13 protein-coding genes are annotated in these 13,938 nt (G+C 51.1%); 5 read left to right on the top strand and 8 right to left on the bottom strand.

Features of this window, described 5'->3' with window-relative positions; all coding sequences use genetic code 11:
• Positions 1 to 29 precede the first annotated feature (29 nt).
• Entirely contained in the window at positions 30 to 575 is a 546-nt protein-coding gene (locus ACFPVS_RS05080; RefSeq protein WP_198345292.1) for a hypothetical protein, read from the bottom strand.
• 182 nt (positions 576 to 757) lie between these two features.
• Here ACFPVS_RS05080 and dxs point away from each other — a divergent pair, with 182 nt between their 5' ends.
• Positions 758 to 2,641, top strand: a complete 1,884-nt coding sequence (dxs, locus tag ACFPVS_RS05075) for a 1-deoxy-D-xylulose-5-phosphate synthase (RefSeq protein ID WP_378595465.1) — start codon at positions 758 to 760, stop codon at positions 2,639 to 2,641.
• Between the two features lie 150 nt (positions 2,642 to 2,791).
• Here the strand turns inward: dxs and ACFPVS_RS05070 are convergent, their stop codons facing one another.
• The 3 genes from ACFPVS_RS05070 to ACFPVS_RS05060 form a co-directional block, all read right to left on the bottom strand.
• Positions 2,792 to 3,127 carry a hypothetical protein gene (locus tag ACFPVS_RS05070; RefSeq protein WP_123803536.1) on the bottom strand — a complete coding sequence of 112 codons (336 nt, stop codon included), beginning with the start codon at positions 3,125 to 3,127 and terminating at the stop codon, positions 2,792 to 2,794.
• A 29-nt stretch (positions 3,128 to 3,156) separates the two neighbouring features.
• Positions 3,157 to 3,933, bottom strand: coding sequence for an MOSC domain-containing protein (locus ACFPVS_RS05065; RefSeq protein ID WP_096295914.1), 777 nt, complete (start codon positions 3,931 to 3,933; stop codon positions 3,157 to 3,159).
• Positions 3,934 to 4,235: 302 nt separating this feature from the next.
• Positions 4,236 to 6,446 carry a RelA/SpoT family protein gene (locus ACFPVS_RS05060; RefSeq protein ID WP_378595464.1) on the bottom strand — a complete coding sequence of 737 codons (2,211 nt, stop codon included), beginning with the start codon at positions 6,444 to 6,446 and terminating at the stop codon, positions 4,236 to 4,238.
• Between the two features lie 184 nt (positions 6,447 to 6,630).
• On the opposite strand from ACFPVS_RS05060, the gene ACFPVS_RS05055 reads away from it, so the two are divergent.
• Positions 6,631 to 7,281 (top strand): GrxB family glutaredoxin, encoded by a 651-nt coding sequence (locus ACFPVS_RS05055; protein ID WP_096295913.1) that lies wholly within the window; start codon positions 6,631 to 6,633, stop codon positions 7,279 to 7,281.
• Positions 7,282 to 7,427: 146 nt separating this feature from the next.
• On the opposite strand, the gene ACFPVS_RS05050 is transcribed toward ACFPVS_RS05055, so the two are convergent.
• Positions 7,428 to 7,685 (bottom strand): hypothetical protein, encoded by a 258-nt coding sequence (locus ACFPVS_RS05050; protein ID WP_096295912.1) that lies wholly within the window; start codon positions 7,683 to 7,685, stop codon positions 7,428 to 7,430.
• 372 nt (positions 7,686 to 8,057) lie between these two features.
• Here ACFPVS_RS05050 and ACFPVS_RS05045 point away from each other — a divergent pair, with 372 nt between their 5' ends.
• Complete coding sequence (locus tag ACFPVS_RS05045; RefSeq protein WP_096295911.1) at positions 8,058 to 8,834, top strand: FadR/GntR family transcriptional regulator; 777 nt, start codon at positions 8,058 to 8,060, stop codon at positions 8,832 to 8,834.
• Positions 8,835 to 8,926: 92 nt separating this feature from the next.
• On the opposite strand, the gene ACFPVS_RS05040 is transcribed toward ACFPVS_RS05045, so the two are convergent.
• Positions 8,927 to 9,202 (bottom strand): hypothetical protein, encoded by a 276-nt coding sequence (locus tag ACFPVS_RS05040; protein ID WP_096295910.1) that lies wholly within the window; start codon positions 9,200 to 9,202, stop codon positions 8,927 to 8,929.
• On the opposite strand from ACFPVS_RS05040, the gene ACFPVS_RS05035 reads away from it, so the two are divergent.
• Positions 9,196 to 9,372, top strand: a complete 177-nt coding sequence (locus ACFPVS_RS05035) for a hypothetical protein (protein ID WP_378595463.1) — start codon at positions 9,196 to 9,198, stop codon at positions 9,370 to 9,372. The genes ACFPVS_RS05040 and ACFPVS_RS05035 overlap by 7 nt on opposite strands.
• 299 nt (positions 9,373 to 9,671) lie before the next feature.
• Positions 9,672 to 11,075, top strand: a complete 1,404-nt coding sequence (locus tag ACFPVS_RS05030; RefSeq protein WP_123803532.1) for a DEAD/DEAH box helicase — start codon at positions 9,672 to 9,674, stop codon at positions 11,073 to 11,075.
• Between the two features lie 192 nt (positions 11,076 to 11,267).
• Here ACFPVS_RS05030 and ACFPVS_RS05025 read toward each other — a convergent pair whose 3' ends face one another.
• Positions 11,268 to 11,720 carry a DUF1775 domain-containing protein gene (locus ACFPVS_RS05025; RefSeq protein WP_123803531.1) on the bottom strand — a complete coding sequence of 151 codons (453 nt, stop codon included), beginning with the start codon at positions 11,718 to 11,720 and terminating at the stop codon, positions 11,268 to 11,270.
• A gap of 242 nt (positions 11,721 to 11,962) precedes the next feature.
• Positions 11,963 to 13,891, bottom strand: coding sequence for a molecular chaperone DnaK (dnaK, locus tag ACFPVS_RS05020; protein WP_096295909.1), 1,929 nt, complete (start codon positions 13,889 to 13,891; stop codon positions 11,963 to 11,965).
• Between the last annotated feature and the right edge of the window lie 47 nt (positions 13,892 to 13,938).

Genomic DNA, 13,938 nt, shown 5'->3' with positions numbered 1-13,938 from the left:
CGTTCAGACGGCCTTTGAATAATTGGAAATTATTTGGCAGGCATACAACCCTGCACCAACAAATGATCGACGATGCCTTCTTCGCCGATACCTTCAACCTTTTCATGGCGTATGAGGAAACCGTCGCTTTCCTGATAGAAATCGGTTTGCACAAAGTTGCCGATGGTCCAAGTTAATTCGCCGTTACTGAATGCGCTTAAATCTTCATCGCTCAATTCAGGGCTGTAAGGCGCGCTGATGTTTAAACCTTTGTGGCGGATTTGGGCGGTTGGTCCGGCATCGCTTTTGTAGTAGCGTACATCGATTTTTTGATTTTCTTCGCAAGTGTAGCTCTGCCATTTGGCTTGATTTTGCGCGCTTAACTCGCCGCCCAAGTGTGGAATGGTTGAAGAAGCGCTTATATCCGAAGCAGCCGCAGCGGAAGCCATGGAAGCGGCGGTGATTCCGGCGTATTCCACTGGTGATGCGGCTTGGGGTGCGGATGCGGCCGGCGGCGCGCCGGCCGGTTCGGAAGGGGAGCAGGCTGCCAAAGCCAGCAGCAGCGGCAGGGAGAATAAAGATTTTATTGCGGACATATCAAAAACTTATTCGGTAAATATTGCTGACAGTCTAGCATGAAGCGGCAAAACTTTCACGGCCTCAGGCAAAAGCGGCCGTTTTTCCCTTTTTCAGACGGCCTGTAAAATCAGGCTGATAAATCGGCTGAAGTCTTGCTATAATTCTTCATTACATCAATAAATCACCCCAAAATCACACCATGAGTCATACCCCATTATTAGACCTCATCGAACAGCCGCAACAATTGCGCGCGCTGGATAAAGGCCGGTTGCCGCAAGTGGCCGACGAATTGCGTACTTTTTTGCTGGAGTCGGTTGTCAGAACCGGCGGTCATTTTGCCAGCAATCTGGGGGCAGTTGAATTGACGGTTGCGCTGCATTACGTATACCACACGCCTGATGACAAGTTGGTTTGGGATGTCGGCCATCAAAGCTATCCGCACAAAATCCTTACCGGCCGCCGCAACCGCATGCACACCATCCGCCAATACGGTGGCTTGGCCGGTTTCCCCAAGCGCAGCGAATCAGAATACGATACCTTCGGCGTGGGGCATTCATCGACATCCATCGGCGCGGCACTCGGTATGGCAATTGCTGACAAGCTGCAAGGTTCGCACAACCGCAGCGTGGCGGTTATCGGCGATGGCGCAATGACTGCAGGGCAGGCATTTGAAGCCTTAAACTGCGCCGGTGATATGGACGTGGATTTGCTGGTGATTTTGAACGACAACGAAATGTCGATTTCGCCGAATGTCGGCGCATTACCGAAATACTTAGCCAGCAACGTGGTGCGCGATATGCACGGATTGTTCTCGACCATCAAGGCACAATCAAGCAAGGTTTTGGACAAATTACCGGGTGCGATGGAAATTGCGCAAAAAGTCGAACACAAGATCAAAAGCATGGCCAGCGAAGCTGACCATGTGAAGCAGTCGCTTTCTTTATTTGAAAATTTCGGTTTTGAATACACCGGTCCGGTAGACGGTCACGATGTGGAAAAATTGGTGGATGTATTGCAGGATTTGCGTGGCAGGAAAGGGCCGCAATTACTGCACGTGATTACCAAAAAAGGCAACGGTTACAAGCTTGCGGAAAACGATCCGGTGAAATACCACGCCGTATCTGCTAAGCCGCAAACGCAAGTGGCTGAAGCGAAACCGGCCGCTGCCAAGCCGACCTATACCGAAATTTTCGGTAAGTGGGTTTGCGACCAAGCAGCGGCCGATCAGCGTTTGGTGGCGATTACTCCGGCCATGCGCGAAGGCAGCGGCTTGGTGGAATTTGAGCAGCGTTTTCCCGAACGTTATTTTGATGTCGGTATCGCTGAGCAGCACGCCGTCACCTTTGCCGGCGGCTTGGCTTGCGAAGGCGTGAAGCCGGTGGTGGCGATTTACTCTACCTTCCTGCAGCGCGCGTACGACCAATTGGTACACGATGTCGCCCTGCAAAATCTGCCGGTGATGTTTGCTATCGACCGCGCCGGTGTAGTGGGTGCCGACGGGCCGACCCATGCCGGTTTGTATGATTTAAGCTTCTTGCGCTGCATTCCGAATATGGTGATTGCCGCACCGAGCGACGAAAACGAATGCCGCTTGCTGCTTTCAACCTGTTACGCATTGGATGCGCCGACCGCTGTGCGTTACCCGCGGGGCAGCGGTTGCGGCACCCCTGTTTCAGACGGCCTCGAAACCGTACCGGTGGGCAAAGGCGTGTTGCGCCGCGAAGGCAGACAAACCGCAATTATCGCCTTCGGCAGCATGGTGCAACCGGCTTTAACAGCCGCCGAAACCTTTGATGCCAGTGTGGCGGATATGCGTTTCGTCAAGCCGGTTGATGAAGCCTTGATTCTTGAATTGGCAAAATCGCACGATTACTTGGTAACCGTTGAAGAAAACGCCGAACAAGGCGGTGCCGGCAGCTTGGTGTTGGAAGTGTTGGCAAAACACAAAATCTGCAAGCCTGTGCTGGTGTTGGGTGTGGCCGATATAGTGACCGAGCACGGTGATCCTGCCAAGCTGCTTGACGATTTGGGCTTGAGTGCCGCTGCGATGGAAAAACGTATAGGCGAATGGTTGGCAGCATAATTTGCCGATAAGGAATAGTGCATAGTCGTTTCAAAATAGAAATAATACAAGGCGGCTCCCTTATGTACATAGTACATAAGGGAGCCGGCAACCCCGTATTATTTTTATTTTAAACGATTATATGAAAAAGGCCGTCTGAAAGATGATATTTCAGACGGCCTTTTTGTATGCGATGATTGTGTATTGTTTTTGCATAAACTTTTTTAAATCAGTAAGTTTGACATTTGTCAAAGCTAGATGGCATAGTCGGGCTATAATGGTTTGCAACACTCCCCAACTAAGAAGGAATGAAAAAATGGAAGTTTTTGCGGAACTCTTTAAATCGCCTGTGGGCATTTTATCGTTAATCACCTTAATTGTCGGTTTGTGTGATTGCAGCGTTTTTGTTTTTCCGGGTGAAAAAGCAGGCGGATAAGTCTGCGAAGCTGTAAGTGCAACAAAAGGAAACAAACCATTTATATCAAAGCAGAGGCCGTCTGAACGCATTTCAGACGGCCTCTGTCGCATTGATGTGCTTACAGCCACGATAACACTTCCACATCATCCCCAATATGCACGCGGCCTTGGTTGAGTGCGACCAGGTTAATGCCGAAAATCGCTTTGCGGGCAATGGCAAGGGTAGAAAGTGGCTCTTGCTGAGGGTGGCGGCGGCCTGAGATTAAATCCACCGTGGTCATTACGCAGCGGACGCAGGGTTTGAAATGCTCGAATTCCACTTCGCCGATGCGGATGCGATGCCATTGTTCTTCTTCAAACGTCTTGCCGCCATCGACCGTGAAATTCGGGCGGAAACGCGCCATTTCTACCGGTTCGTCAAGATAAGTATTCAATTCTGCCAAGGAAGCCGTATGGGTTAGCAGATAAGGCGCACCATCGGCAAAAGAAAGCGGCGTTTGCGAATGCGCCAAGAGGCGGCGGCTTTGTTCGCCCAACCAATGCAAGCGCGCTTCGGTGCCGATTTGTTTGCTCAACCAAGCATTGGCGGCATGGTCGGTGGTGAATGCGGTAAAGCGGTCTTTCCATACCGTGACGTCGCTTTGCTGATTCATATCCTGCACCGAAACCGTTTGGCGGCTGCCATCAGGCGCGGTAAGCATGAGGCCGTCTGAATCGGCTTCGGTTTGCCACAGCAGCATGGCCGGGTGCTTGCGTGCGGTGAGCATATTGCCGTCGGGTGCGGTGACGAGCCATTCACGGTCAAGCGGCAGGCCTTGCGGCGTGATGTCGGATTCGGTCAGCGCATTGCCGCCCATGGATTTGACGGGGTAGCGGTGGATGTCGGTTAAACGCATGGTGGATATTTCCTGAAGAATGTAAGGCCGAATAAAATGTTTGAGCTTTCTGTGCTTCTATAAGAGATCGTTGCAAAACTCTTTCGAAAGTCAGCGTAAACAAACCCGCCGTCATTCCCGCGCAGGCGGGAATCCATTTTTCAGCATAGCAAGCTATTGAATAAAATAGGTTTCTTAGAATTTTAAGATGGATTCCCGCCTGCGCGGGAATGACGGCGGGTTTGTGTGTGCCAGATTCTGAAGGAGTTTTGCAAAAACCTCAGGCCGTCTGAAAGATAATCTTTCAGACGGCCTGTTGGGTTTTACAAACGTGTTACACTCAATACGCCTTTGACATCGGTCAGGCCGGCCAACACGCGCGGTAAGTCGTTGACTTGGCGGACTTCCAGCGTAAAGCGCATACTGGCTTCCAAGTCGCGGCTTTGCGTTTGCACGGCGGTGACGTTGAGTTTGTGGCGCGCCAAGGCATCGGACACATCACGCAACAGGCCGCCGCGGTCTTGCGCGCGGATTTCTATGTCCACGGCAAAGACTTGGCCTTCCTGCAAGGCCGCCCAGCCCGCGTTCAATACTTTATCCGGCGCTTGTTCGGCCAGATGTTGGAAGGACGGGCAGGTTTTGCGGTGCACTGAAATGCCGCGCTCGCGGGTAACAAAGCCGATGATGTCGTCGGGCGGGGCTGGTTTGCAGCACTTGGCCAGCGTGGTGAGCAGGCCGTCTTCGCCGTCGATAAGCACGCCGTTTTTACCGCCTTTTTTGATTTTCGATTGTTTGACGATGGTGGTTTCATCTACCGGCAGCGGCGGCGGTTCGTTCAGCGTGCCACAGGCCTTTTGAATCGCGCGCGGCGAGATTTCATCCTGACCGATGGCGGTGTATAAATCGTCGAGCTTTTTGAAGCCGAGTTTTTCCGATAAATCCTGCAGATTCGGCTTCGGATTGATTTTCACCAGCTGCTTGTCGAGCTGGGCGCGGCCGTCTTCTTTAATTGCATCGGCGTTTTGCTGGCGGATAAACGAGCGGATTTTGCTGATGGCTTTGCTTGATTTCACCCAGCCTTCATACAGCCAGTTGACCGACGGGTTGCCTTCTTTGGCGGTGATGATTTCCACGCGTTGGCCGTTTTCCAGAGCGGTGGAAAGCGGCACGATTTGGCCGTCGACTTTGGCGCCGCGGCAACGGTCGCCGATGCTGCTGTGCAGGGCATAGGCAAAGTCGATAGGGGTGGCGCCGGCAGGCAGCGACAACACTTTGCCGTGCGGCGTCAACACATAAATGGTGTCTTGGAACAATTCGGTTTTGAAGGCGGAAGCCAAGTCTTCCTTGCCGCTTTCGGCCATGTTTTCGCGCCAGTCGAGCAATTGGCGCAGCCAGGCGATTTTTTGTTCGTAAGCCGAATCGCCTTTGCCGCCTTCTTTATAGCGCCAGTGGGCGGCAACACCGAATTCGTTGAATTGGTGCATGTCGAAGGTGCGGATTTGCACTTCCACGCCCTTGTCTTCAGGGCCGACGATGACGGTGTGCAAACTCTTGTAGCCGTTGCCTTTCGGATTGGCGATGTAGTCGTCAAACTCGCCCGGAACCGGCTGCCACAAGCTGTGGACAATCCCCAGCGTGGTGTAACACTCAGGCACGGTATCGACCAAAATCCGCACGGCGCGGATGTCGTAAAGCCCGTCGAAACTGAGCTTTTTCTTGACCATTTTTTTGTAAATGGAATAGATGTGTTTCGGGCGGCCGGCCACTTCGAAATGCACGTTGTATTTGGTGAGTTCGCCACTCAAAATATTCAGGAAATTTTCAATGTATTCCAGCCGCTCGGTGCGCTTTTCGTCTAAAAGCTGCGCGATTTCGCGGTATTTTTCCGGCTCTTGGTGGCGGAAGCCCAAATCTTCCAATTGCCATTTGAGTTGCCACACGCCCAAGCGGTTGGCTAAGGGGGCAAAAATATCCAAGGTTTCTTTGGCTAATGCGCGTTTTTCCGGTGAATCTTCCTGCGAACCGATGTATTGCATGGTGCGCGTACGCATGGCGAGCTTAATCAGCACCACGCGGATATCGGTGACCATCGCCAGCAGCATTTTGCGCATGGTTTCAGCCTGTTGCGCACGCTCTTCCGGTGTGGCCAAGCTGTCGACCTTGGCAAACTGGGTGAGCTTTTGTACTTCGTCAATGCCTTTGATCAGCTCGCACACGGTGGCGTTGCATTGCTCGGTGACGGTTTCCTGCCAATGGCCGCAATAGCTGGAAATATCGGCCAAAATGGCGGCGGCAACGGCATCGGCGAGCAAATCCATTTCGTTCACCATCTTCGCCGCCCCCATCAGATTGCTCAACACAGGTTCGCCGCTGACGGTTAAGGCATCGTGCGGATAGTATTGCTCGGCCAGATTTAAGGCCGTCTGAAGCATTTGGGCATCGCGTTCTGATTGTTTGGCCAAATAGGGCGCAAACCAATCGCGGTATTGTTCGAGATTGGGCGCGATGTTGCTGGTGATGGAGATTCCGTTCATGGCGTAGTGGAAAATTCGGTTACGGAAACGTCATTGTAACAGGATTGGCGGATGTTAATAATAGCTATATTGGTGCTATTGATATACTAAACTTCCGGCCGAAGCAGGCCGTCTGAAAAGACGAATGCTTGTTTCAGACGGCCTGAAGTGATAAGGTAACCGTGTTTATTTTTGGAGCCTTATGATGAAACTTTATATTTACGATCATTGTCCGTTTTGTGTGCGTGCGCGTATGATTTTTGGTTTGCGCGGCTTGCCGTTGGAAACGGAAAATCTGATGAATGACGACGAAGCTACCCCCATCGGCATGATTGGTGCCAAACAAGTGCCGATTTTGCAGAAAGAAGACGGCTCGTTTATGGGCGAGAGCTTGGATATCGTGCGCTATGTGGATGAGCAGGCCGGTCAAGGCCGTCTGAAAGAAGACATCCGTCCCGAATTGCAGGCTTGGTTGGACAAAGTCGGCGAATACAACAATAAACTGGTGCAGCCGCGCACGGTGAAAATCGGCCTGCCGGAGTTTGCCACGCCGGAAGCCGTGAAATATTTCGTTGATAAAAAAGAGCAGAATATCGGTAATTTTGACACCAATTTCAACAAAACCGCGCAATACTTAGAGCGGATCAATACCGATTTGCCGGCGCTCGACGGCTTAATCAGTAACGAAGGCGCAGGCGTAAACGGTGAAGCGGCAATGGAGGATATTCTGCTGTTCCCGATTTTACGCAACCTAACCGTGACACGCGGCATCGAATGGCCGCAAAATGTGATGGATTACCTGATGCGCATGAGCGAAGCGGGTGGCGTGGATTTATATTTTGACCGCGCACTGTAAACGCTAAATGATCAAAGGCCGTCTGAATAAATAAGGCAGCGAAATCATCGATTTCTGCCAAACCTGTTCAGACGGCCTTTGTTTTCAAGTTGCTCTTAACGGCATTTCCAGGGAGTAAAAAAGCCGTTAGCTTGATTTAATGCTGCTTATTGTGCAGCAGAAGCAGGTGCATCAGCCGGAGCCTGTGGAGCTTGTTCACCGGCTTTTCGTTGGAAGCCTTTGTCTTTCATGCAGGCATCAAACGCGGCACGGTCAGCATTTTCACCGGCAGCTTGTTGGCATTGGGCAATGGCTTCTTCCACGCTGATTTGCGGAGCCGGATTTGGCGCTTCAGCAGTTTTATTGCTTGAACACGCGCTCAGCAGCAGCACAGCGGTCGCAACGGAGATAAATAAAGTCTTCATATTGTATATTCCTATATTTTATTGATGTTTACCGGAGTTTTCGGTAGTTGCAGAATCGAGTCTGTAAGGTCATTGAGTGGCAAGGATGGGATTTAGTTTCATTTGACGGTGTAAAGTTTACATCATTTAAAAAGCATAATCGTTAATGACAAAAATGAAATGCTCCATTGCTCAACAGCTTGCATTGTTAAATTCTCTAGCAATTATTCAAAAATCATGGCGAAAAACAAGCCGTAAAAATTAAAACCTACAATATACAATCAAAAATCAACAGTGAGATTGACGGTAAGAATGCCGCGTCAGTAAAATCACGGCTAAAGATTGGTTTGACCAATTTTACCGATTTGCACACGCCATACACAGAAAAAAATCATGACAAAATTAGTTCGTCCGCAAAAGGTCAGCGACCAAATATTGGCGGTTTTGGAAGAGCGCATTGCCGCCGGTGAATATCCCGAAGGCCAGAAGATTCCGCCCGAGCGCAGTTTGGCTGAAGAATTTAATGTTTCTCGCCCATCGGTGCGCGTGGCTTTAAATGTGTTGATTGCCAAAAATGTTTTGGAAGCGCGGCAGGGGGATGGTTATTATGTTTCTGCCAAGCCGCAGCAGGATTTTTTGGCTGATTGGCAGGCATTGTTGGGCAAGCACTCCAATTGGGAGCGCGATGTGTATGATTTCAGTTGCCACATCGAAGGCTGCATGGCGGCATTGGCGGCCATGCGTCGCACCGATACGGATTTGAAGCGCATTGAGTTTTGGTTGGCCAACTTTGAAACCGCCTGCCATGAAGGCAATCTGGACCATCAGGCCGAAGCGGATTATTCTTTTCACCAAACCATCGCCGATGCCGCACACAATATTTTGTTCAGCCATTTATCGGCCAGTTTGCTGAAAATGCTTTACGAACAAACCCGCAGCGACATCATTCATGCCGACCATGAGTATAACCCGCGCCCGACCTTAATCGCGCATCACCGTGCCTTGTATGAAGCCATCAAGGCAGGCGATGCGCAACAAGCTGCCGAAATTGCACGCCGACATTTGGATTTTGTGTCCGAACACATTAGAGAAGGACGTGAATACCAAAGCCGCCGCGAACACGCCGGTACTTTGGCGCAGCATGATTTGGATAGAGTCAAAGATTGGTGATTTGATAAAAAGGCCGTCTGAAAACAGGGTAATCTATAGATTGACACTGTTTCAGACGGCCTGATTGATGATAAGCTGCTTAACGGCAATGCTTAGTCGTCGTCATCGCGTCTGTCGCGACGACGGTTAGAGCGGCTATCGTCGTCATCTTCGTAACGGCGCTCACGTTCATTGCGGCTGCCGCGGCGGTCGCCATCTTCATCGTCTTCATAGCAGCTGTTGCGGCCGCGGCCGTTGTAATAATCGTTGTCGCTGTAATCGGTGACATCGGCTTCGCGGTTGCGGTGATAAGAATACGCCGCACCGGCCAAACCGCCTGCTGCTGCGCCGATTAACGCGCCTTTTTTTGTTTTTACCGACCATGCCACCGGCGACGGCGCCCGCAGCTGCGCCGATAGCAGTAGATTTTACCGTGCTGGTGCGTTTGGTTTGCTCGGCGTGGCTGATGGCCGGCATCATCAATGCAGTGCTGGCCAAAGTGGCGGGCAACATGTTTTTCATGTTCATCTCAATTCCTTTGGTAAGGGATTTTCCTTAAAAAATAGTAGGTTAAGGAAAAAGGTAATTTAGCACGAAATCGGTTACACGGTGCAATAATTGCGATAGAATCCGCTTATCGCGATTGGTTGTGATATGAACGATGGAGCGGTTTGTTCAGACAGCCTGTTGATTGGGATTTGTCGCCGATTCGGGTGGGAGCAGGGCGTGTTTTGTGGCATAATTCATCTTCTAATTTTTTAGCCGCAGACATTTCGCGTTGCGGTTTCAATCTATTATCCTGATTCCTTTTTTCAGACAGCCTAACGGATAGGCCGTCTGAAACAGAAAGATACGTCTATGAATCCATTTGCAACTTTAGGCTTGGGCAACGAAATCGTTTCTGCCTTAAGCCAGCAAGGCTATGAAAACCCGACACCGATTCAGGCGGCCGCCATTCCAAAAGCTTTGGCAGGTCACGATTTGTTGGCCGCCGCGCAAACCGGTACCGGCAAAACCGCTGCCTTTATGCTGCCGAGCTTGGAACGTTTGAAACGTTATGCAACCGCCAGTACTTCGCCGGCCATGCATCCGGTGCGCATGCTGGTGTTGACGCCGACGCGCGAATTGGCTGACCAAATCGACCAAAATGTAACGGGTTATATTAAAAATCTGCCGTTGCGCCATACCGTGTTGTTCGGGGGGGTCAACATGGATAAGCAAACCGCCGAACTGCGCGCCGGCTGTGAGATTGTGGTGGCCACTGTCGGCCGCCTGCTTGATCATGTGAAGCAGAAAAATATTAATCTGAACAAAGTCGAAATCGTGGTGTTGGATGAAGCCGACCGCATGTTGGATATGGGCTTCATCGACGACATCCGCAAAATCATGCAGATGCTGCCCAAGCAGCGTCAGACTTTGCTGTTTTCAGCCACTTTTTCGCCGCCGATTCGCAAATTGGCGCAAGACTTTATGAATGCGCCTGAATTGGTAGAAGTGGCTGCGCAAAACACCACAAATGCCAATGTCGAGCAGCACATCATCGCGGTGGACGGCATACAGAAGCGCAATCTGTTGGAGCGTTTGATTGTTGATTTGAACATGAACCAAGTCATCGTATTCTGTAAAACCAAACAAAGCGTGGATCAAGTAACCCGCGATTTGGTGCGCCGTAATATTGCGGCACAGTCGATTCACGGTGATAAGTCGCAGCAAACCCGTTTGGAAACGCTGAATGCATTTAAAGAAGGCAGCCTGCGCGTGTTGGTGGCGACTGATGTGGCCGCGCGCGGTTTGGATATTGCCGAATTGCCGTTTGTGATTAATTACGAGCTGCCGACGCAGGCGGAAGATTATGTGCATCGTATCGGCCGTACCGGTCGCGCCGGTGCCGGCGGTGTGGCGATTTCCTTGATGGATAAAACCGAGCAGAAAATGTTTGAAGCCATTAAGGCCTTAATCGGCAATGATTTGCCGGTGGAGCGCATTGAAGGTTTCGAACCGGGATGGTGGGGTAGCAACGAGGTCGCCCAAACCGAACGCAGGCCGTCTGAAACCCGCAGCCGGGACGATGGACGAAACGAACGCAGCTCGCGCAGTGAACGGTATCAGCGCAACGCCCGCAGCGATCGTGCCGAAAAAACGCGTACCGACAGAAACGATCCCGGTGCGGCATGCGGCAGAATCGCCGGGCGCCGCCGCAGCCGTTTCGAACGCCAACCGTGCGCACTGCTGCAACCGGATTATGGCGCACAACCGAAATAAAAAGCGGCCGCCTGCCTGAGAACGGGGTGTTTTGATGATAAAGGCCGTTTGAAAGCACACACTTTCAGACGGCCTTTTTATTGGCGGTAGAATCCGTTAAATCAAATCCGGTAACAATACCTTGTGGATGTAAACTGAACTGCATTACCGGAAAATGAACGGGAGTCGGAAATCTTGAAAAGGGTTTCAGCCTTATTTCAACAAAATGGCGGGCTGGTAGCCGCGCGCAGCTTCCGAACCGTCAAACGGCACCACGACACCATCATCATAAGTAATGTATACCCGATATTTCACGACGGTGTCGGGCGTGGCCGGATTTTTTGCAATAAAGGGAAACGCGGTATATTCGCCCGCTTCCATGCGGCCGGTGTAAACCACTTTTTCAATATCCCCATCTGTATTTTTCGTAACAGTATGGCGCCAGTTGGGCATCGGGTGGATAAAAAGCATCTTCACCCCGCTTGGAACCAGCATCTCTACCTTGGTTACCGCTTTACCGCGGTTGGTCGGCACGTTAAGGCGGAAATGGTCGGATTTACCCGACATGCTGTCCACACCATTGGCGAAATTTCTCACGGTCACATGGGCTTGGGCGACAGATGCCAACCCCAGCAACAAAATCAATGCGGCAGTTGTTTTTTTCATACGGACTCCTTGCTACTACTACGGTTATGGGGTGACACGGTGTTTTATATTTTATATCACGGCAGCAGGATAACATGTCCTTAAGTTCCAATCAATTAGGGGATATTTGGAAGAAGGGTTTGTCCTGACAAAGGGTTTTGAAAAACCGGATTCCGCCATTGCCGGATACCTGCTCCGACAGTCCGGCATAGCATATCGGTTAAAGTGCGAATCTGTAAAGATTCGCACTTTTTCAGACGGCCTTATTTCTTGTCGTCTTTCACTTCTTCAAAGTCGGCATCAACGACATCGTCGTCTTTCTTAGACGAACCGTCTTGAGCTGCGCCTTCGCCAGCCTGTGCTTCGGCTTGCGCTTGGGCGTAAACCATTTCGCCCAGTTTTTGGCTGGCTGCGCCCAAGGCTTCGGCTTTGGCGTCGATGTCGGCTTTGTCTTCGCCTTTCACAGCTTCTTCAGCGGCTTTCAAAGCTTCTTCGATTTTGGCTTTTTCGTCGGCATCCAGTTTGTCACCGTAGTCGGCCAAAGATTTTTTCACTGAGTGAATCAGGGCTTCGGCTTGGTTGCGTGAAGCGACCAATTCGGTCAGTTTTTTATCTTCTTCCGCGTTGGCTTCCGCGTCTTTCACCATGCGTTCGATTTCTTCTTCGCTCAAGCCCGAAGAACCTTGAATGGTGATGTTGGCCGCTTTGCCGGTGCCTTTGTCTTTGGCGGAAACGTGCAGGATACCGTTGGCGTCAATGTCGAAAGTCACTTCGATTTGCGGCATACCGCGTGGTGCCGGAGCGATGTCGCCCAAGTTGAACTGACCCAGTGATTTATTGGCAGAAGCACGCTCGCGTTCGCCTTGCAACACATGAATGGTTACGGCCGATTGGTTGTCTTCGGCGGTAGAGAAAGTTTGTGATGCTTTGGTCGGAATGGTGGTGTTTTTCTGAATCAGCTTGGTCATCACGCCACCCATGGTTTCGATACCCAAAGACAGCGGAGTCACGTCAAGCAGCAACACGTCGCTGCGGCCGCCGCCCAATACTTCGCCTTGAATCGCAGCGCCCACAGCCACGGCTTCGTCAGGGTTCACGTCTTTGCGAGGGGCTTTGCCGAAGAATTTTTCCACTTCTTCCTGCACTTTAGGCATACGGGTTTGACCGCCCACCAAGATTACGTCGTCGATTTGGCTTGTGCTCAAGCCTGCATCTTTCAAGGCAATGCGGCAAGGTTCGATAGAACGCTTGATAAGGTCTTCCACCAAAGATTCGAATTTGGCGCGGCTCAGTTTCAATACCAAGTGTTTCGGACCGCTCGCATCCATGGTGATGTAAGGCAGGTTGATTTCGGTTTGCTGGCCGCTCGATAATTCGATTTTGGCTTTTTCGGCAGCTTCTTTCACACGCTGCATGGCCATCGGATCACCTTTCAAATCAATGCCTTGTTCTTTTTTGAACTCGTCAATGATAAAGTCGATGATGCGTTGGTCGAAGTCTTCGCCGCCCAAGAAGGTATCGCCGTTGGTGGCCAATACTTCAAACTGTTTGTCGCCGTCTACATCGGCAATCTCGATAATCGAGATATCGAAAGTACCGCCGCCCAAGTCGTAAACCGCGATTTTGCGGTCACCGCCGGATACTTTGTCCATACCGAAGGCCAATGCGGCTGCGGTCGGCTCATTGATGATGCGTTTTACATCCAAACCGGCGATGCGGCCGGCATCTTTGGTGGCTTGGCGTTGGCTGTCGTTGAAGTAAGCCGGAACGGTAATCACCGCTTCAGTTACTTTTTCGCCCAAATAAGCTTCGGCGGCTTCTTTCATTTTACGCAATACTTCGGCCGAAACTTGCGGTGGCGACAATTCTTTGCCTTGCGCTTTTACCCATGCGTCGCCGTTGGCAGATTTGATGATTTCAAACGGCATGGTTTCGATGTCGCGTTGTACTTCTTTGTCTTCAAATTTGTGGCCGATTAAGCGTTTGGCCGCATAGATGGTGTTTTTTGCATTGGTGACGGCTTGGCGTTTGGCCGGTGCGCCGACCAATACTTCGTTGCCGTCGAGGTAGGCGGCCACTGAAGGGGTGGTACGTGCGCCTTCGGCGTTTTCAATGACTTTTGTTTGGCCGTTTTCAGAGATGGCCACGCAAGAGTTGGTTGTACCTAAGTCGATACCGATTACTTTTGCCATAGTGTGATAGCTCCTGGTAAAAAATTAAATTACTGATTAATGAATTT

The sequence above is a fragment of the Neisseria weixii genome, from assembly GCF_042658245.1.
Lineage (GTDB): Bacteria > Pseudomonadota > Gammaproteobacteria > Burkholderiales > Neisseriaceae > Neisseria > Neisseria weixii.
Note: the sequence above shows the minus strand (reverse complement) of the source record. Positions and strands in the feature narration are given on the sequence as shown.

Coding starts and splice junctions, on each gene's coding strand:
- ACFPVS_RS05080 (WP_198345292.1), bottom strand. CDS start 575: ATGTCCGCAATAAAATCTTTATTCTCCCTGCCGCTGCTGCTGGCTTTG.
- dxs (WP_378595465.1), top strand. CDS start 758: ATGAGTCATACCCCATTATTAGACCTCATCGAACAGCCGCAACAATTG.
- ACFPVS_RS05070 (WP_123803536.1), bottom strand. CDS start 3,127: ATGCGTTCAGACGGCCTCTGCTTTGATATAAATGGTTTGTTTCCTTTT.
- ACFPVS_RS05065 (WP_096295914.1), bottom strand. CDS start 3,933: ATGCGTTTAACCGACATCCACCGCTACCCCGTCAAATCCATGGGCGGC.
- ACFPVS_RS05060 (WP_378595464.1), bottom strand. CDS start 6,446: ATGAACGGAATCTCCATCACCAGCAACATCGCGCCCAATCTCGAACAA.
- ACFPVS_RS05055 (WP_096295913.1), top strand. CDS start 6,631: ATGAAACTTTATATTTACGATCATTGTCCGTTTTGTGTGCGTGCGCGT.
- ACFPVS_RS05050 (WP_096295912.1), bottom strand. CDS start 7,685: ATGAAGACTTTATTTATCTCCGTTGCGACCGCTGTGCTGCTGCTGAGC.
- ACFPVS_RS05045 (WP_096295911.1), top strand. CDS start 8,058: ATGACAAAATTAGTTCGTCCGCAAAAGGTCAGCGACCAAATATTGGCG.
- ACFPVS_RS05035 (WP_378595463.1), top strand. CDS start 9,196: ATGCCACCGGCGACGGCGCCCGCAGCTGCGCCGATAGCAGTAGATTTT.
- ACFPVS_RS05030 (WP_123803532.1), top strand. CDS start 9,672: ATGAATCCATTTGCAACTTTAGGCTTGGGCAACGAAATCGTTTCTGCC.
- ACFPVS_RS05025 (WP_123803531.1), bottom strand. CDS start 11,720: ATGAAAAAAACAACTGCCGCATTGATTTTGTTGCTGGGGTTGGCATCT.
- dnaK (WP_096295909.1), bottom strand. CDS start 13,891: ATGGCAAAAGTAATCGGTATCGACTTAGGTACAACCAACTCTTGCGTG.